The 16,492-nt window shown below is 29.7% G+C and carries 19 protein-coding genes and 1 pseudogene; 9 read left to right on the forward strand and 11 right to left on the reverse strand.

Annotated features, from left to right (window positions below):
- Position 1: 1 nt before the first annotated feature.
- Genes trpS through der form a run of 3 tightly spaced genes read right to left on the reverse strand, consistent with a single transcriptional unit; the run spans position 2 to position 2,824 of the window.
- Entirely contained in the window at positions 2-961 is a 960-nt protein-coding gene (trpS, locus tag ELQ09_RS04870; RefSeq protein WP_087695559.1) for a tryptophan--tRNA ligase, read from the reverse strand.
- Complete coding sequence (locus ELQ09_RS04875) at positions 958-1,455, reverse strand: shikimate kinase (protein WP_072225852.1); 498 nt, start codon at positions 1,453-1,455, stop codon at positions 958-960. Before ELQ09_RS04875 ends, trpS begins: the two co-directional genes overlap by 4 nt.
- Complete coding sequence (der, locus tag ELQ09_RS04880; RefSeq protein WP_038816916.1) at positions 1,442-2,824, reverse strand: ribosome biogenesis GTPase Der; 1,383 nt, start codon at positions 2,822-2,824, stop codon at positions 1,442-1,444. Before der ends, ELQ09_RS04875 begins: the two co-directional genes overlap by 14 nt.
- A 101-nt stretch (positions 2,825-2,925) precedes the next feature.
- Between der and ELQ09_RS04885 the strand changes: the two genes are divergently transcribed.
- The 7 genes and pseudogenes from ELQ09_RS04885 to ELQ09_RS04915 all read left to right on the forward strand — a co-directional run bounded on the left by ELQ09_RS04885 (position 2,926) and on the right by ELQ09_RS04915 (position 7,726).
- On the forward strand, positions 2,926-3,858 hold the full coding sequence (locus ELQ09_RS04885; RefSeq protein WP_087695556.1) for an EamA family transporter: 933 nt from the start codon (positions 2,926-2,928) through the stop codon (positions 3,856-3,858).
- Positions 3,855-4,670, forward strand: a complete 816-nt coding sequence (gene kdsA / locus ELQ09_RS04890; protein WP_134224752.1) for a 3-deoxy-8-phosphooctulonate synthase — start codon at positions 3,855-3,857, stop codon at positions 4,668-4,670. The genes ELQ09_RS04885 and kdsA overlap by 4 nt, the downstream gene beginning before the upstream one ends.
- Positions 4,667-5,131, forward strand: a complete 465-nt coding sequence (gene ribE / locus ELQ09_RS04895; protein ID WP_002933962.1) for a 6,7-dimethyl-8-ribityllumazine synthase — start codon at positions 4,667-4,669, stop codon at positions 5,129-5,131. The genes kdsA and ribE overlap by 4 nt, the downstream gene beginning before the upstream one ends.
- Complete coding sequence (gene nusB, locus ELQ09_RS04900) at positions 5,131-5,529, forward strand: transcription antitermination factor NusB (protein WP_002854405.1); 399 nt, start codon at positions 5,131-5,133, stop codon at positions 5,527-5,529. The genes ribE and nusB overlap by 1 nt, the downstream gene beginning before the upstream one ends.
- Positions 5,526-6,203: pseudogene (gene pyrF, locus ELQ09_RS04905) on the forward strand (orotidine-5'-phosphate decarboxylase); the annotation flags it as partial. The gene nusB and the pseudogene pyrF, both read left to right, overlap by 4 nt.
- A gap of 57 nt (positions 6,204-6,260) precedes the next feature.
- A complete protein-coding gene (gene msrP, locus ELQ09_RS04910) occupies positions 6,261-7,154 on the forward strand; it encodes a protein-methionine-sulfoxide reductase catalytic subunit MsrP (protein ID WP_002857634.1) in 894 nt (297 codons plus the stop codon).
- On the forward strand, positions 7,154-7,726 hold the full coding sequence (locus ELQ09_RS04915; RefSeq protein ID WP_052776093.1) for a sulfite oxidase heme-binding subunit YedZ: 573 nt from the start codon (positions 7,154-7,156) through the stop codon (positions 7,724-7,726). The genes msrP and ELQ09_RS04915 overlap by 1 nt, the downstream gene beginning before the upstream one ends.
- Here ELQ09_RS04915 and ELQ09_RS04920 read toward each other — a convergent pair.
- The 8 genes from ELQ09_RS04920 to rpsU all read right to left on the reverse strand — a co-directional run bounded on the left by ELQ09_RS04920 (position 7,691) and on the right by rpsU (position 14,261).
- A complete protein-coding gene (locus tag ELQ09_RS04920) occupies positions 7,691-9,403 on the reverse strand; it encodes an ATP-binding protein (RefSeq protein WP_070295332.1) in 1,713 nt (570 codons plus the stop codon). The two genes, ELQ09_RS04915 and ELQ09_RS04920, sit on opposite strands and share 36 nt — an antisense overlap.
- Entirely contained in the window at positions 9,403-10,227 is an 825-nt protein-coding gene (locus ELQ09_RS04925) for a hypothetical protein (RefSeq protein ID WP_088303803.1), read from the reverse strand. Before ELQ09_RS04925 ends, ELQ09_RS04920 begins: the two co-directional genes overlap by 1 nt.
- Positions 10,228-10,237: 10 nt before the next feature.
- On the reverse strand, positions 10,238-10,714 hold the full coding sequence (locus tag ELQ09_RS04930; protein WP_002854442.1) for a hypothetical protein: 477 nt from the start codon (positions 10,712-10,714) through the stop codon (positions 10,238-10,240).
- Positions 10,715-10,722: 8 nt separating this feature from the next.
- Positions 10,723-11,214: a YajQ family cyclic di-GMP-binding protein gene (locus ELQ09_RS04935; RefSeq protein WP_088303802.1), complete on the reverse strand. Its 492-nt coding sequence runs from the start codon at positions 11,212-11,214 to the stop codon at positions 10,723-10,725.
- On the reverse strand, positions 11,204-12,139 hold the full coding sequence (locus ELQ09_RS04940) for a D-2-hydroxyacid dehydrogenase (RefSeq protein WP_088303801.1): 936 nt from the start codon (positions 12,137-12,139) through the stop codon (positions 11,204-11,206). Before ELQ09_RS04940 ends, ELQ09_RS04935 begins: the two co-directional genes overlap by 11 nt.
- A 2-nt stretch (positions 12,140-12,141) precedes the next feature.
- On the reverse strand, positions 12,142-13,311 hold the full coding sequence (locus ELQ09_RS04945; protein WP_057042685.1) for a glutathionylspermidine synthase family protein: 1,170 nt from the start codon (positions 13,309-13,311) through the stop codon (positions 12,142-12,144).
- 9 nt (positions 13,312-13,320) lie between these two features.
- A complete protein-coding gene (locus ELQ09_RS04950) occupies positions 13,321-13,926 on the reverse strand; it encodes a UPF0323 family lipoprotein (RefSeq protein ID WP_002866630.1) in 606 nt (201 codons plus the stop codon).
- A 122-nt stretch (positions 13,927-14,048) separates the two neighbouring features.
- Entirely contained in the window at positions 14,049-14,261 is a 213-nt protein-coding gene (gene rpsU, locus ELQ09_RS04960; protein WP_002780697.1) for a 30S ribosomal protein S21, read from the reverse strand.
- 159 nt (positions 14,262-14,420) lie between these two features.
- Here rpsU and ccoG point away from each other — a divergent pair, with 159 nt between their 5' ends.
- The gene (gene ccoG, locus ELQ09_RS04965; protein WP_057042684.1) at positions 14,421-15,797 is read left to right on the forward strand and encodes a cytochrome c oxidase accessory protein CcoG; all 1,377 of its coding nucleotides are present in this window, start codon (positions 14,421-14,423) and stop codon (positions 15,795-15,797) included.
- Positions 15,784-16,416 carry a multidrug efflux system transcriptional regulator CmeR gene (gene cmeR / locus ELQ09_RS04970; RefSeq protein WP_002854190.1) on the forward strand — a complete coding sequence of 211 codons (633 nt, stop codon included), beginning with the start codon at positions 15,784-15,786 and terminating at the stop codon, positions 16,414-16,416. Before ccoG ends, cmeR begins: the two co-directional genes overlap by 14 nt.
- Positions 16,417-16,492: the final 76 nt, after the last annotated feature.

The raw sequence follows: 16,492 nt of genomic DNA on the forward strand, positions 1-16,492 counted from the left end.
CTTAAAGTCCGATTTTTTCATAAATTTTTTGCATTTTTTCTTGGGCGATTTTTCTTGCTTTTGTCGCACCAAAATCCAAAATTTCTTTCAAATGCAAAGGCTTTTCTAAAAGCTCATTATATTTTTCTCTTGCTTCTTTAAAATAAGCATTTACAAGCTCGTTTAAATACATTTTAAAATGTCCATAACCCTCACCACCTTTTTCATAGCGTATTTGTAATTCTTTTTGCCCTGATTCATCTAAAAAAAGCTTTGCGATTTTAAAAATATTGCAGTTTTCATGATCTTTTGGATCTTCTAAAGCGGTGCTATCTGTAACTATGGAAGAAATTTGTTTTTTTAAGGTTTTTTCACTGCTAAAAATATCTATAGTATTTTGATAAGATTTACTCATTTTTGCCCCATCGGTGCCTACAACTACAGCTACTTCTTCATTAACTTTAGCCTCTGGAAGGGTAAAAATTTCACCCCATTCATTATTAACTTTTAAAGCAATATCACGTACGATTTCAACATGTTGGATTTGATCTTTTCCCACAGGAACAATTTGTGTATCAAAAAGTAAAATATCAGCTGCCATTAAAACAGGATAAGAAAAAAGCCCATGTGAAGCACTAAGCCCCTTAGCAACTTTATCCTTGTAACTATGCGCACGCTCTAATAAACCCATAGGAGTAAATTGCGATAAAATCCAATAAAGCTCCATAACTTCCTTAACATCACTTTGCAACCAAAAAACGCTCTTTTGCGGATCTATACCAAGGCTTAAAAAAGCCGCAGCAGCTTTTAAGGAATTTTGTTTAAGTTTTTCTCCATCTTGAGAAGAAGTCATGGCATGATAATTAGCAATAAACATAAACATTTGGCTTTTTTCTTGTGCATCTACCATTTGCTTAATCGCACCAAAATAATTACCTATATGCAAATCGCCACTTGGCTGAAGGCCTGTTAATACTCTCATTTTATCACCTTTTTAATCTCGCTTAAAAGCTTGTCTATATTTTTATTTTCTATATTTAAAACAAAATTTGCCTTTTGTTCATACTTGCTTAAACGCTCATTATATAATTTTTTTGCTTTAATTTCATCATAAAACAAAGGTCTTTTAGAAATTTCATTTTCATCTAAACGCTTTTTTAAATATTCAAAATCTGCTTTTAAATAAATACAAAAACCTACTTTTTCTAAATTTGAAACATTAACAAAACCCCCGCCTGTAGCAATACAAGTTTTCTCACAAGAACTAAAAAAATCAGCCATTTTTTGCTCTTGTTCTCTAAAAAAAATCTCGCCTTTTTGTGCGAAAATTTCACTGATTTTTTGATTAAATTTTTGTTCTATTAAAAAATCACTATCTAAAAAAACAAGATCTAAATCCTTAGCCAAAGCTCTTGCTAAAGTACTTTTTCCAGAACCCATAAATCCTATAAAAACGATATTTTTAGCTTTCATCATTTTCTTTACTGCCCTTTTTACGCGAAGCAATCACTAAAGGCACACCTTCAAAATTAAATTCTTTTCTGATTTGATTTTGCAAATAACGCTTGTAACTAAAATGCAAAGCCTTAGGACGATTCATGATAAGCGCAATTTTTGGCGGTGCTAAGTCATATTGTACTGCATAATAAATTTTAACCAATTTCCCATAATCATGCGGCAAAGGATGTGCTCTTGTGGCATTTTCTATCAACGTATTAAGCTTAGAAGTTTGGATTTTTTGAGTGAAATTTTCAAAAATTTGCAAAATTTTATCGAGTAAAACATGCACCCTTTTTCCACTTAAAGCTGATACACTAATCACGGGTGCGTAAGCTAGAAATTTAAAACGATCAAGACGCAATTCTTTTACAGTCTTATCAAAATCCATCTCACTTTTATCCCATTTATTTAAAACAATAATCACACCCAAATAATGCTTAGCCACAAGCCCAGCAATGCGTTCATCAAGCTCGTTAAAGCCCTCATGCGCATCTAAAACCAAAAGTGCTATTTGAGAATGAGATAAAATTTTTTCCGTGCGATTTAGGGCAAAGCGTTCGAGTCCTTGAATTTTACCCCTTTTTCTAATACCTGCAGTATCAACAAATTCTATCACTTTATCTTTATGAACTACACTTTCATTAACAGGATCTATAGTAGTTCCTGCGATAGAACTTACAACACTACGTTCTTGTTTAACCAAAGCATTTAAAAGACTTGATTTTCCAACATTTACACGCCCTACAATACCCACTCTGATATGATTTTGATCGACTTCTTTAAATTGAAATTCTTTTCCTTCTTCATAATGCTCTAAAAAATCTTCTAAATTTTCTTCTTCATCGGGGATTAAAAACTCTTCATGTAAAAATTTTTCAAGCCATTCATAAAGTTCATCTAAGCCTACATTATGGGTTACTGAAAGATTAAAGATTTCCTTTACGCCAAAATTTGCAAACTCCCAAGCCCTTTCTTCATCTTTTTTATTATCTACTTTATTAATCACTAAGGCTATAGGTTTTCCAAGTTTTTTTAAAGAATAAAAAAACTGTCTATCCTCATCATCAGGCGCTAATTTTCCATCAACTAGATAAAGTATGATATCGCTTTCTTTGGCTACTTTTAAAGTGTTTTTTTTCACATTTTTAAAAAGTTCATCACTTTCATCAAGCCCTCCACTATCAATAAGCATGGCTTTTTTTGAATGAATATGAATTTGCGTTTTATTTGTATCTCTAGTTGTACCTGAAATATCACTTGTAATAGCTATTCTTTGTCTTGCCATTCTATTAAAAAGACTTGATTTACCAACATTTGGCTTGCCTATAAGTATGATGCTTTGCATTTTTTTCCTAGAAAATTATATTTTTAAAATTATATAAAATTTGGCTTAATATTAAGCAAAAAAAGACTAGAATTAACCCAGATTTTAGTCAAGGAAAAAAAATGCTAAAAGTAATCAAGCATAATTTAGGAATTTATTTCATGATTTTAGCATGTTTGGATTTTGCACTTATGGGAGCTTGTGCAAAAATTCTTAGCAAGGAAATGAGTTCTATAGAAATTATGTTTTTTAGAAATATCATAGGAATTTTTTTCATAGTCTATCTTTTAAAGCAATCTAAGGCACATAAAGAAGGGGGACATTTTTGGCTCTTGGTATTTCGTGGAGTAGTAGGCACGCTTTCACTATATATGTTTTTCTATAATGTTTCAAATATTACACTAGGTGGAGCTTTTGCTTTTCAAAAAACTGCTCCTATTTTTATTACTTTAATAGCTTTTGTTGTTTTTAAAGAAAATATTGGCATCAAAGGCTGGATAGGAATTTTAATAGCATTTGGTGGAGTGCTTTTAATCGCTCAGCCTTGGGCTCATAATTTAAATCATTCAGGCTTTGATTTAAAAAATTCAGTTATAGGTATCACGAGTGGATTTTTAGCTGCTTTAGCTCTTACAAGTGTAAGAGAACTTAGAAAATCTTACACTACAGAACAAATTGCCTTTTCTTTTATCCTTTTAGGAACCTTAATGCCTTTAATTTCTATGATCAGTGCTGAATTTTTTGAACCACAGCATCTTGATTCTTTACATTTAGATTTCATTCTAGCACCTTTTGTGATGCCAAGTCTTACAGCTTGGCTTATCATTGCCATTATGGGAACTTTAGGCACCATTTATCAAATTCATGTCACTAAAGCTTATGGTATCGCTAAACAAGCAGGAGTAGTTGCTGGAGTTAGTTATCTTGATGTAGTATTTAGTATGATAGTTGGGATAATTTTAGGAGATAATTTACCAAGTACTATGGTTTTTTTAGGTATAATAGGCATTATTTTTGGTGGATTAATTTTAGTTAAGAACAAAGGAAAAAAATGAAAAAAATGATACTCATTGCTGGTCCTTGCGTAATAGAAAGCAAAGATTTGATTTTTAAAGTTGCTGAACAGTTAAAAAACTTTAATGAAAATCCAAATATAGAATTTTATTTCAAATCAAGTTTTGATAAGGCCAATCGCACAAGTATTAATTCTTTTCGAGGTCCTGGTCTTGAAGAAGGATTAAAAATTTTACAAAGCGTAAAAGATGAATTTGGTATGAAAATCTTAACCGATATACACGAAAGCAATCAAGCAAACCCTGTAAGTGAAGTAGCTGATGTCTTGCAAATTCCTGCTTTTTTATGTCGTCAAACCGATTTACTTGTAGCCGCAGCAAAAACTAAGGCAAAAGTTAATATCAAAAAAGGACAATTTTTAAACCCAAGCGATATCAAATACAGCGTTAAAAAAGTTCTACAAACCCGTGGCATAGAAAATGAAGGCTATGAAGCTGCTCAAAAAAATGGTGTTTTTGTAGCTGAAAGAGGATCTAGCTTTGGCTATGGAAATCTAGTAGTAGATATGCGTTCTTTAGTTATTATGCGTGAATTTGCTCCAGTTATTTTTGATGCTACCCATAGTGTACAAATGCCAGGGGCTGCAGGTGGAAGTAGCGGAGGGAAAAGCGAATTTGTAGAACCTTTAGCAAGAGCGGCAGCAGCCGTAGGCATAGATGGCTTTTTCTTTGAAACACATATTAATCCTTGCGAGGCTTTATGCGATGGACCTAATATGCTTAATCTTACACGCCTTAAAAATTGCGTTAATACATTACTAGAAATACAAAATATCATAAAGGAAAACAAATGAACATTATTGAAGGAAAATTATATTTAGACTCAAATACAAAAATTGCTATCATTAATGCAAGATTTAATCATATCATCACAGATCGCCTTGTAGAAGGAGCAAAAGATGCTTTTTTAAGACACGGAGGCAAAGAGGAAAATCTAAGCCTTATACTTGTTCCTGGTGCTTTTGAACTTCCGTATGCGTTAAAAAAAGCTATAGAAAGCAAAAAATTTGATGCAATTTGTTGCGTAGGCGCAGTAATTCGTGGCTCAACTCCGCATTTTGACTATGTTTCAGCAGAAACCACCAAAGGCATAGCCAATGTGAGTTTAAATCATAATATCCCTGTAAGCTTTGGTGTTTTAACTACAGATACAATAGAACAAGCCATAGAAAGAGCTGGAAGCAAAGCAGGCAATAAAGGCTTTGAAGCTATGACAACTGTAATCGAGATGTTAAATTTAAGCAAGGAGCTTTAATGGCAACGCGTCATCAAGTTCGCCAAAGCGTCATCTCCTTGCTTTATGCTTTTGAATTAAATTCTCAAAACAACGTTTTTGTAGATGAAATTTTAGATGAAAAAAAAATACGCAATGAACAAAAAAATTTTACTTTAAATTTATATCATGGAATTTTAGACAATTTAAACAATATTGATGAAACCTTAAATTCATTTCTAAATGATAATCAAATTACAGCTTTAGGACATGTAGAAAGAGCTATACTAAGACTTGGAGCTTATGAGTTACTTTTTACCGATACTCCTAGCGCCATTGTTATCAATGAAGCTATAGAACTTGCCAAAGAGCTTGCTAATGATAATTCTCCAAAATTTATAAATGGAGTTTTAGATGCCTTGATAAAGGCTAAAAAATGAAGCTTTGTGTCGCACTTGATCTTTCTACAAAAGAAGAATGCTTGCAACTTGCTAAAGAATTAAAAAATTTAGACATATGGTTAAAAGTAGGTTTAAGAGCATATTTAAGAGATGGTTTTAAATTCATAGAAGAACTTAAAAAAGTTGATGATTTTAAAATATTTCTTGATCTTAAAATTCATGATATTCCCAACACTATGGCAGATGCTTGCGAAGAAATATCAAAACTTGGTGTTGATATGATCAATATCCACGCAAGTGCTGGAAAAATAGCTATGCAAGAAGTTATGACACGGCTTAGCAAATTTTCAAAAAGACCTTTAGTTTTAGCAGTTTCTGCTCTTACGAGTTTTGATGAAGAAAATTTCTTTAGTATTTATAGACAAAAAATCGAAGAAGCTGTAATTAATTTTTCAAAAATATCCTATGAAAATGGACTTGATGGTATGGTATGCTCTGTTTTTGAAAGTAAAATCATCAAAGAACACACTCAAAGAAATTTCCTAACTCTCACTCCAGGAATTCGTCCATTTGGAGAGAAAAATGATGATCAAAAACGCGTCGCTAATTTAACAATGGCTAGAGAAAATTTAAGCGATTTTATAGTAGTTGGACGCCCTATTTATAAAGATAATAACCCTAGAAAAATTTGCGAAAAAATTCTACAAGAAATTTAATAATCATTATCCTTGTTATGTTTTAATAATAAAAATTTTTAACAAGGAAAAATTATGATTATAACCCCTGAGAATTTATATAAAAAAAGAAGAGATTTTTTAAAACTTGGAGCAGGTGCTTTAATAAGTTCAAGCGTGCTTGCTTCTAAATTATCTGCTTTAAATTTCACAAGCGATACTAATCCAAACAAACTTGAAATCAGCGATGAAGAACTTGCTACAAATTATGTCAATTTTTATGAATTTTCAACAGATAAAAAAAAGGCTGTATCATTGGCACAAAATTTCAATACTCAAAATTGGAAAATCGATATCAGTGGAGAAATAGAAAAACCTTTAACTTTAAGCATGGAAGATATTTTAAAATTCCCACTAGAAGAAAGAATTTATCGTTTTCGCTGTGTTGAAACTTGGTCTATGGTGGTACCTTGGGTAGGCTTTGAATTGCGTCGTTTGATTGAAATGGCAAAACCTACAAGCGAGGCAAAATTTGTTAAATTCACCACTCTTTTAGATAAGAGCCAATTTCCCGATCAAGACGCTTTATTTCCAACTATAGACTATCCTTATGTAGAAGGACTTCGCATGGATGAAGCTATGCATCCTCTTACCTTGCTTGCAGTAGGAATGTATAAAAAAGCCTTAAAGCCTCAAAATGGTGCTCCAATACGCCTTGTTGTTCCTTGGAAATATGGCTTTAAAAGTATTAAATCTATAGTTAAAATAGAATTTACCAAAGAACAGCCTAAATCCACTTGGGAAAGTTACGCTCCAAGTGAATATGGTTTTTATGCTAATGTCAATCCTAATGTTTCTCATCCTAGATGGTCTCAAGCTAACGAAAGGGCTTTAGGAGACTTCTTTACCAAGCCTACTTTAATGTTTAATGGTTATGAAAAAGAAGTGGCAAGTTTATATAAAAACATGGACTTAAAAGTGAATTTTTAATGCAGACAAAATACTTTAAATTTCTTGCTTATTTTAGCTTTATCATAAGTTTAATCTATGGCTTTTATCATATCATAAAAGCCTTTGATTTTGTAAAAGAAGCCTACATTTACACTGGAATATTTGCTTTAATCTTTTTAAATTTAAGTCTTTTATTTTCTTTACTTAAATTTAAAAAAACAAAAAATTATCCTAAAATTTTAGGTATTTTTGCAGCTTTTTGGGCGATTTTGCACTTTTTAAATTATTTTATTTTTGATAGAAATGCTCAAATTTCAAGGCTTTTCGATGATATTTCACATCGTTTATTAGAAGCAAGTGGATTTATCGCGTTTTTAATCATATTTTTAATGCTTTTAAGTTCTTTTAAAATCTTTAAAAAACTTAGTAAAATCAGAAAACTAGGATATTTATGCTTAGTTTTGGCAAGTTATCATTATTTTTTAACCCCAAAAGTTCCTATGTTTTGGGAATGGAGTGCTTTAATTGTAGCTTTGTTTTATTTTATAGTTCGCTATACAAAAACATTAAAAAAGTTAAAATCCAACAATCTTACTTTTATCAAAACTTGAATTTAATTCTTTTTGTATGCTTTCTATAAAATCTTGCATTTTAAAAACCCCATCTTGTGATACAGCTACTTTCAAAGCTGTATTCTTTACTATCATTAAAATTTGTGCTCCACTTAATTCATAATTTGATAAAATATTTATATCAAAATCTTTTTCAAATAATGCTTTTTTAGGTAGAAATTTTTCCCAAATTTTAAGCCTATCTTTAAAATCAGGTTTTTTAAATTCTATCTTATAATCAAATCTTCTTGAAAATGCACTATCTAAGCTTTCTAAAAAATTTGTCGTAGCGATAATTACACCACTAAAACGCTCAATTTGCTCTAAGAATATATTTTGCATTTGATTATGCATTTTATCACTACCACTACTTCCATCTACACGCGTACTTAAAAACTGATCGGCTTCATTGAGAAGTAAAATAGGACTTTGTTTACAAGTTTGCACAATATTTTTATAAGTATCAAAAATTTTTCTTACATTTTGCTCACTCTCTCCAACCCATTTGCTCAAAATTTTAGAACAGTCAAAACTAAGAACAGATTTTTTCATTGATTTAGCCATAGCTAAAGCTGACATAGTTTTTCCAGTACCAGCAGGACCATAAAAAATAATTTTAGCTTCTATATTTTTATTGCTCTTTATACCCCAAGAATGAAGTCTTTCTAGGACTTTTTTATCTTGTTGTTTTAAAATATTTTCTAAAAGCTCTTTTGTATTTTCAGGCATAATAATATCATTGATGTCAGTGCTTGGTTCTATAAGCTCGAAAATATCTTGATCTTTTAAAACACTTTCAATTTTGATTTTTTTACTTTGTTTTGGTTCAAAATTTATAATTCTTTGTAAAATTTCATCAATAATAAAAAAACTTTTAGAAATATCTCCAAAAGCATTTAAATATTCATCATACTCGATTAAGTTTAAAAGAGGAGCATTTTCTTGTAATAGTTTTTTATTTTTGTGTCTTTCTAAATCATTTTCACTGATTAAAGAAAGTAAAGAATTCATTTCTCTAGAAATCGAACTTTCATTACTTAAGGCGTATTCTTCTTTTAAAAGTGCTAGAAAAATAATTTGTTCTTTATGTTCAAGATTGTATTCTTTAAAAATATCAGCCAATACATTATAAAATTTACTTTTTTTTAGTCTTTCTTTGATATGTTTTTCATAAAGTTTAATTTGATTTTTTATTTCACTATTATAAGCACTTTTTTGTATAAAACTTAATCTTTCGTATAATTGAATACGCACAAATTCATCTTTTAAATATTCTAAATAATCTGCATAAGCCTCTTGTTTCTCAAAGTTTAAACGAGGTTTTGCTTCTAAAAATTCTAAAAAATATTCACTTAAACTAAGCTCACTTTGCAATAAGGCAAGAGTTAATGTTTGAGTTTTATTATTTTCCAAACTTTTAAAAAAACTCGAATTTTGATTTACAAAACCTCTTTCGATAAGTTTTTTTAAATCCTCCAAAGCATCAAGATAAAGATACTTATCATTTCCAAAAATTGTCGATAATAAAGTAAAGGCATTGATAGAAGAAATAGAAACGACATAATTTCTACAAAGCTCTCTAAGAATCAAAGCTTCATTTTTAGCACACTTAAGCTCTTTATAAATTTGAGTATCTTCTATATTTTTCAAACTTAAAAAATTTTTTAATTTTTCCATTATTTTTTAAATTCCTTAAGCTCATCTTCATTAAATTCTACGCAAATATTTTCATCTAAAAAATGACCTTCAAAAGGTAGATAACAAATTTTTAGTTTTCCATTATTAAGCAAAAAATTATTATTAAATTGTAAATTTTGCAGATCTTCAAAACACTCATCACATGTATTTTTAAGCTTCTCATGTAAAAGATTTTGAAATTTTTGATTTTCAGTATTATACAAATCATTTAGTTTTACAAATGCGTGAGCATTAATATCATAAACAAAATTATTTAACTCTAAAATAGCACGACTCATACCATCTTCATAAAAATAATACCATTCTTCAAAACTAATTTTTCCATCTTGTAAAAAAATAGGTTTTTGGCAAATTTGCTCAAAGCTAAATACACCCTTATGAACAGGATGAAATTCTTTAAAATCATCATTAAAACCTATAAAATCAAGACTACGCTTTATACGAATGCCATCTTGCGTTTCGACAAGTTCTAAAGTAGTTGTTCCTAAATTTTCTCCTTGAAAATTTTTATTATCATATGTAAGCATTTTAGAAGAATTGATTTTATATTTTTTACGCTCATCCTGCCAAAAATCATTTGTCTTAACGAGCGGAATCTCTAAATTTCCATTTATATCATCAACAATTAAAAAACTAGAACTTGTTTGATTTTTATCCCTGTCAAAAAGTGGGGTCATAGGTGCATTATCATAAACTATGGCAAAAATTTCTTTATCCTGCAAATGATAAAAATACAATTCACCTTTATAAATTTTCGCTAAAGCTAGATTTACAAAGCAAAATACCAGTAAAAAAAATTTCAAACTCTATCCTTCAATTTTGAATATGCGTTAAGATAATTTTAGTATGTGAAATTTTATCAAAAAAACTTACTTTATTATCACAAACTTGATAAAAAATTTCATAATTTTTTGCTTTTAAATTTTGTTCAAAACCACAATCAGTTTTTTCTAAATTTTTACCCTGCCATAAAGCATTTGCCTTTAAAATATCACTTAAAATATCATCATAATATACATTTTTAAAAAATTTTTGATTAAACACTTTTTTATCATAACACACTGCATTGATACAAATTTTATCTTTGATTTTGAGTTCAAAAAAAGCTTGCCCTAGTTTATAAACTTCTAAATTTAAAGCATTATTTTCTTTTTTTAAAAAAGCTGCGTCATTGATTTTTATCATAGGAGAAGCAATCAAAACCATCAAGCTTTGACTCGAAAAATTTTGATTTTTCACACTACAAGCACAAAGAAAAAAAATAAAACACAGAGCTAAACAATGCTTCAAATTTGACCTTATTTAAGATTTTTAAAACTGATATTTAACTCTAAATCAAGCTCTTTTACAAGCTTCATCACAGCTTGTAAATCATCAATTTGTTTTGCTACAACACGAATTTCTTCACCACGAATCAAAGAATTAACTTTAAGTTTGCTATCTTTGATAGCTTTATTGATTTTTTTGGCATTTTCACTATCAATAGCATCGTTTGCTTTCAAATTTAAACGAAACATTGCTCCACTTTCACGAGAAAGCTCTTTAATAACATTAGGATTAATTCCTCTTTTGATAAGTTTAGAAATCACTATATCTCTTAAAACATCAAGCTTTCCTTCACTAGAAGAACTGAGTTTAAAAATACTCTCTTTTTCGCTTAAATCAATCTCACACTTAATTCCTTTTAAGTCATAACGACTATCAAGTTCTTTTTTAGCTTGTTCAAAAGCATTTTTTAACTCTTGTTTATCTAAAGCTGCTGAAATATCAAAACTATGTTCACTTGCCATTTTCTATCCATTCTTTTAAATTATTATAAACTATATCCATTAAAGCATTTAAAGCCTCCTTGCTCGCCCACGCAACATGAGGAGTGATAATAAGATTTTCTTTATTTTTAATGCTTAAAAGTGGATGATTTTTCATCATAGGTTCAATTTCTAAAACATCAAGCCCTACACGAATATTTTTTTCATCTATGATTTTAGCTAAATCATTTTCATTGACAATCCCGCCTCTTCCTACATTAATCAAAATCGCATTATCTTTTAAATGCTTTAATTCTTCAAAGGCGAGTAAATTTTTGGTTTTTTCATTTAAAGGTGCGTGGATACTTATAATATCGCAAGTTTTTAATAAATCTTTTAATTCCAAATGTACAAAATCTGCGTTTTTATTAGCTCCACTCGTAGAATAATAATAAATTTCGGCTCCAAAAGCCTTTGAAATTTTTGCCACTTCTTTACCTATGGTTCCTAAACCTATAATACCATGTTTTTTACCACTTAAGGTGTTTAAAATTCTACTATAATCTGTAAAAATAGGACTTTCACACCATTTACCCTCTTTGCTCCATTTGTCATAATAAGGTATTTGATTTAAAAAAGCAAACATAAACGCAAAAGTATGTTGCACCACACTCATAGTAGAATACCCAGCAGCATTTTTTACAATAATACCTTTTTCTTTAGCATACTCAATATCGATATTATTAACCCCTGTTGCAGTTTCTAAAATGAGTTTTAAATTTTTACAAGCATCAATCACATCTTTATCAATTACAACCTTGTTTGTCATGGCGACATTAGCATCTTTTAAACGCTCTATGGTTTGCTCTTTATTTGTTATAGTATAAATTTGCAAAGAACCAAATTTTTCAAAAACACTTAAATCATAATCCCCTAAAGTTGCCGCATCTAAACAAACAATTTTCATTTCTAATCCTTTATAATATGTCCTACAAATTTAGAATAATTATCAAGCACAAGTCCTCCTTTTCTAAATCCTAAGCCACACCCTTCATAAGCAAAGAAAACACCTGCTTGATAGTATTCGTTTTCACATGAATTAAACTCTACATATTCTTGATAAATAACCTTATTATTCCCATAAGGACCTACATTCTCATGCAAAGTTTTTCCATCTTTAATTATACTGATATTTGCGCCTTCTCTACCAAAAACAGGTTTTTTAACATAGTCTTTACCTTCCAAAGGAGTATCTTTTGTTTCTAAAAGTAATGGATGATTTGGATAAAGTTCCCATAGAATTTTTAAAATTCCCTTAGATTGAAATAAAAGTGTATAAGCAGGATTTAAAATAATTGCTCTTTGATTACGCATAATTTGAGTTAAAAGCATGGCAAGTTCACCCTCTTCTATGGCTATATCTTCCCAAGGAATAAGCTTAAACCAATACTCATAATTTTCACCCTCTTTAAAAACACCCTCTTCACTAAATTCCACCTCATCTACAAAGGAAAAATTAGTTTGAAAACCTGCTTCATTGGCTATATGAGAAAGTAATTTTGTAGTGATTTCTTCTTCTTTACTTCCTGCAACACTTGAAAAAAGAATTTTCCATCCTTGATAATGCTCTTCAAACCCTTCAACACTTTCATCAAGGGTAATAAGTCTTTTAAAATTATCCATCAAACTTTCATAAATGCTGTTAAATTGTGCGCTTTCATCCATTCCATTTTGTTTTAAAAGCGCCCATTGTAAAATCGCACTTTCAAAAAGAGCAGTAGGGGTATCAGCATTAAATTCTATAAGTTTTATAGGCTTGCCATCAAGTCCACCCGCTAAATCAAAACGCCCATATAAATGCCAATGCACTTCATTTTCCCAACTCATCTTAATCGCATCAATAAGATTAAAAGGAATTCCAAGCTCATCAAAACGATCATTATCAATCACTTCTTGCGCTGCAGCAATAAACATATCATAAAGTTCATTTACTGCTTCATAATAAGCATTAGCTTCGCTTTCTTTAACACAAACTAACTTATTGCTAATATAATCACTTCCATCTTCATCTGTATGCCAAGAAAAACCTATATTTTCTAAATAATCTTTTTGAAGTTTATCTACTTGTAGTAATTGCATTATTTATCCTTAAGAGCCAAAAGAGGAACTAGAACTTGCAGCTTTAGAGCCTCCACCAAAAAAACCTGATTTTTTAGCACTTGAAGTAGAACTTGTTGTGCCTGCTTTATTAAAACTATTGACACTCCTTTGATAAGCACTTTGATTTGAAAAAGCACCGCGTTGTTGATTAGCAAAATTTTGATTATTGAAAAGTTTTGAACCTATCCAACTTCCCAAAATAGCACCTGCAGCACTTGCGAGTAAAGTTTCTCCTAAACTCAATCCCCCACTACTGATTTGCCCATTATCTTTAGTTAAATTTGAAGTTCCATTGTCAATTTTAGCTGCTTCTTCTTTAATCAAAGCATCCATTTCTTCTTTGGATAAAATTCTTTCTGTACCATTAAGATCTTTTAAAACTACCCTTGTTTCATCACTTGGATATTGATCTTTGATTTTATACTGCCCTGGAGCTGTTTCTTCGATAATTACAAAAGCTCCTTGAGCATTAGCTGCTTGATTTAAAGTATCTGCATTGTCATTATTACTTCCACAACCTGCTAAAGCACCTCCAGCAACAGCTGCTAAACCACCTATCATACCAATTTGAATGATTTTTTTGATTTTTTTCATAGAGTTTATCCTAAAAACAGAAAATTTAAATTTAGAAATTTTAACAAAAAATAATAAATACTTTTTAATTTAATACCAAATGAAGTTCGTAGATATAAAAAAAGCCCTTTCGGGCTTTTGGGTTAGAGTCTTGACTCGTAGCGTCTAAGCATATAAAGTCTTTTAAGCATTTTTTTGCGTGCTGAAATTTTTTGTTTTTTGCGAATTTCAGTCATAGGCTCGAAAAATCTTCTTGCTCTTACTTCAGTTACAACTAGATTTCTATCTACTTGTTTTTTGAATTTACGATACGCTTCATCAAAAGACTCGTTAGGATGCACCTTGATTCCTGGCACAGTCCTCACCACCTTTCTGTGTAAATTTTTGTTGTGAAATATAATTATAAAACACTTCTTATTAATTCTAACTTAGAAAGCATTTAAAAATTGTTTTAGTTTTTATCGGTTATAATCCTTAATTACAAAGTGCTAAAAAATTATAATTAAGGTCTAAAAATGCAAGGACACATTACAAACTATACAAAAAAACGATATTTTGTATATTTAATTGCAAGTATTATCATATTTGCCCTACCTTTCATAAGAATTAATGAGAATCATTTTTTTCTTTTAAGTTTTGATCATTCTAAATTAAACCTATTTTTTATTTCTTTTTCAACACAAGAATTTTATCTCATGCCTTTTGTTCTTATATTTCTTTTTTTATTTATTTTTTTTATTACAACTTTAGGTGGAAGAATTTGGTGTGCTTGGAGTTGTCCACAAACGATTTTTAGAGTTATATATAGAGATATCATACAAACTAAATTTCTTAAAATTCGCAAAAATATCAATAACAAACAAAAAGAATATGGAGGGCAATATTTTAAAAAATTTCTTGGAGTAATAATTTTTTATTTTATATCTTTAGTTGCTGTTAGTAATTTACTTTGGTACTTTATTCCTCCTGAAGATTTTTTCAATTATATTCAAAATCCTGGCGAGCATCTACTTTTACTTGGAATTTTATTTTGTGCTAGCTTACTTTTTACTTTGGATATTACCTACTTACAAGAAAAATTTTGTGTTTATGTCTGTCCTTATGCAAGAATACAATCTGTAATGTTCGATCATGATACAATGCAAGTGATCTACGATGAAAAACGCGGGGGCTTGATCTATGATGGACACACCAAACTTCATAAAAAACCGCCTGAGGGAGAATGCATAGGTTGTGAAGCCTGTGTTAGCATCTGTCCAACTCATATTGACATACGCAAAGGAATGCAACTTGAATGTATTAATTGTCTTGAATGTGCCGATGCTTGCTCTAAGGTACAAAGCAAATTTAATCGTCCAAGTTTGATCAATTGGACAAGTGCAAAAGCTATTGAAACGCGTTCTAAGGTTCATTATTTAAGATTTAGAACGATAGCATATTTTATAGTTCTTTTAATTGCTTTATTGGCTTTAATCATCATGGGAAGCAAAAAAGAAAGCATGCTTTTAAACATCAATCGTAGTAGCGAATTATATAATATTTCAAATATTAAAGGTGAATTAGTCATTTCAAATGCTTATACCTTTTTGTTTCAAAATACAGATTCTAAACCTCATGAATATTATTTTACAGCAAATTTAGAAGGAATAAATGATGGAATTGAAATCATAAGACCAAACAAACCTTTTAAATTAAAAGCAGGAGAACAAATCAAAAAAATAGTTGTTATCAGGGCTACAAAAAATTTAGCAAATAATGATAAAAAAGATGTAATCTTTCCTTTACATATAAAAGCTTACGCAAAGGATAATGAAAAAATTTCGGTTTTTAGAAAAAGTATATTTGTATACCCTAAAAGCACTCTTATAAAGGATAAAAATGAACTCAAATAGAACACCGTCACAAAAAGTTTTAGCCAGACAAGAAAAAATCAAAGCAGTGGCCTTAGAGCTTTTTTTAACAAAAGGATACCAAGAAACAAGTTTGAGTGATATTATTAAATTATCCGGAGGATCTTATTCTAATATTTATGATGGTTTTAAAAGTAAAGAAGGGCTATTCTTTGAAATTTTAGATGACATATGTAAAAAACACTTTCATCTTATTTATTCCAAAACACAAGAAATTGAAAATGGCACTTTAAAAGAAATTTTAACTTCTTTTGGTTTAGCTTTTATAGAAATTTTCAATCAACCAGAAGCTGTAGCTTTTGGTAAAATTATCTATTCTCAAGTTTATGACAAAGATAGACATCTTGCCAATTGGATAGAAAATAATCAACAAAATTTTTCCTATAACATACTTATGGATTTTTTCAAGCAACAAAATAATTCTTATATGAAAAAAAATGCAGAAAAACTTGCTGTTCTTTTTTGTACTATGTTAAAAGAACCTTATCATCATCTTAATGTTTTAATTAATACTCCTTTGAAAAATAAAAAAGAACAAAAAGAACATGTTGAATTTGTTGTAAACGTTTTTCTAAATGGGATCAATGGCTCCAAAGCTTAAAAATAATTTTATTAACCAAAATTAAGATATAATTAGCCAAAAATTTTTGTAATAAATATTACAATTTTTAATTTAA

Origin of the sequence: Campylobacter sp. CH186 (assembly GCF_004378925.1) — a bacterium.
GTDB lineage: Bacteria > Campylobacterota > Campylobacteria > Campylobacterales > Campylobacteraceae > Campylobacter_D > Campylobacter_D jejuni.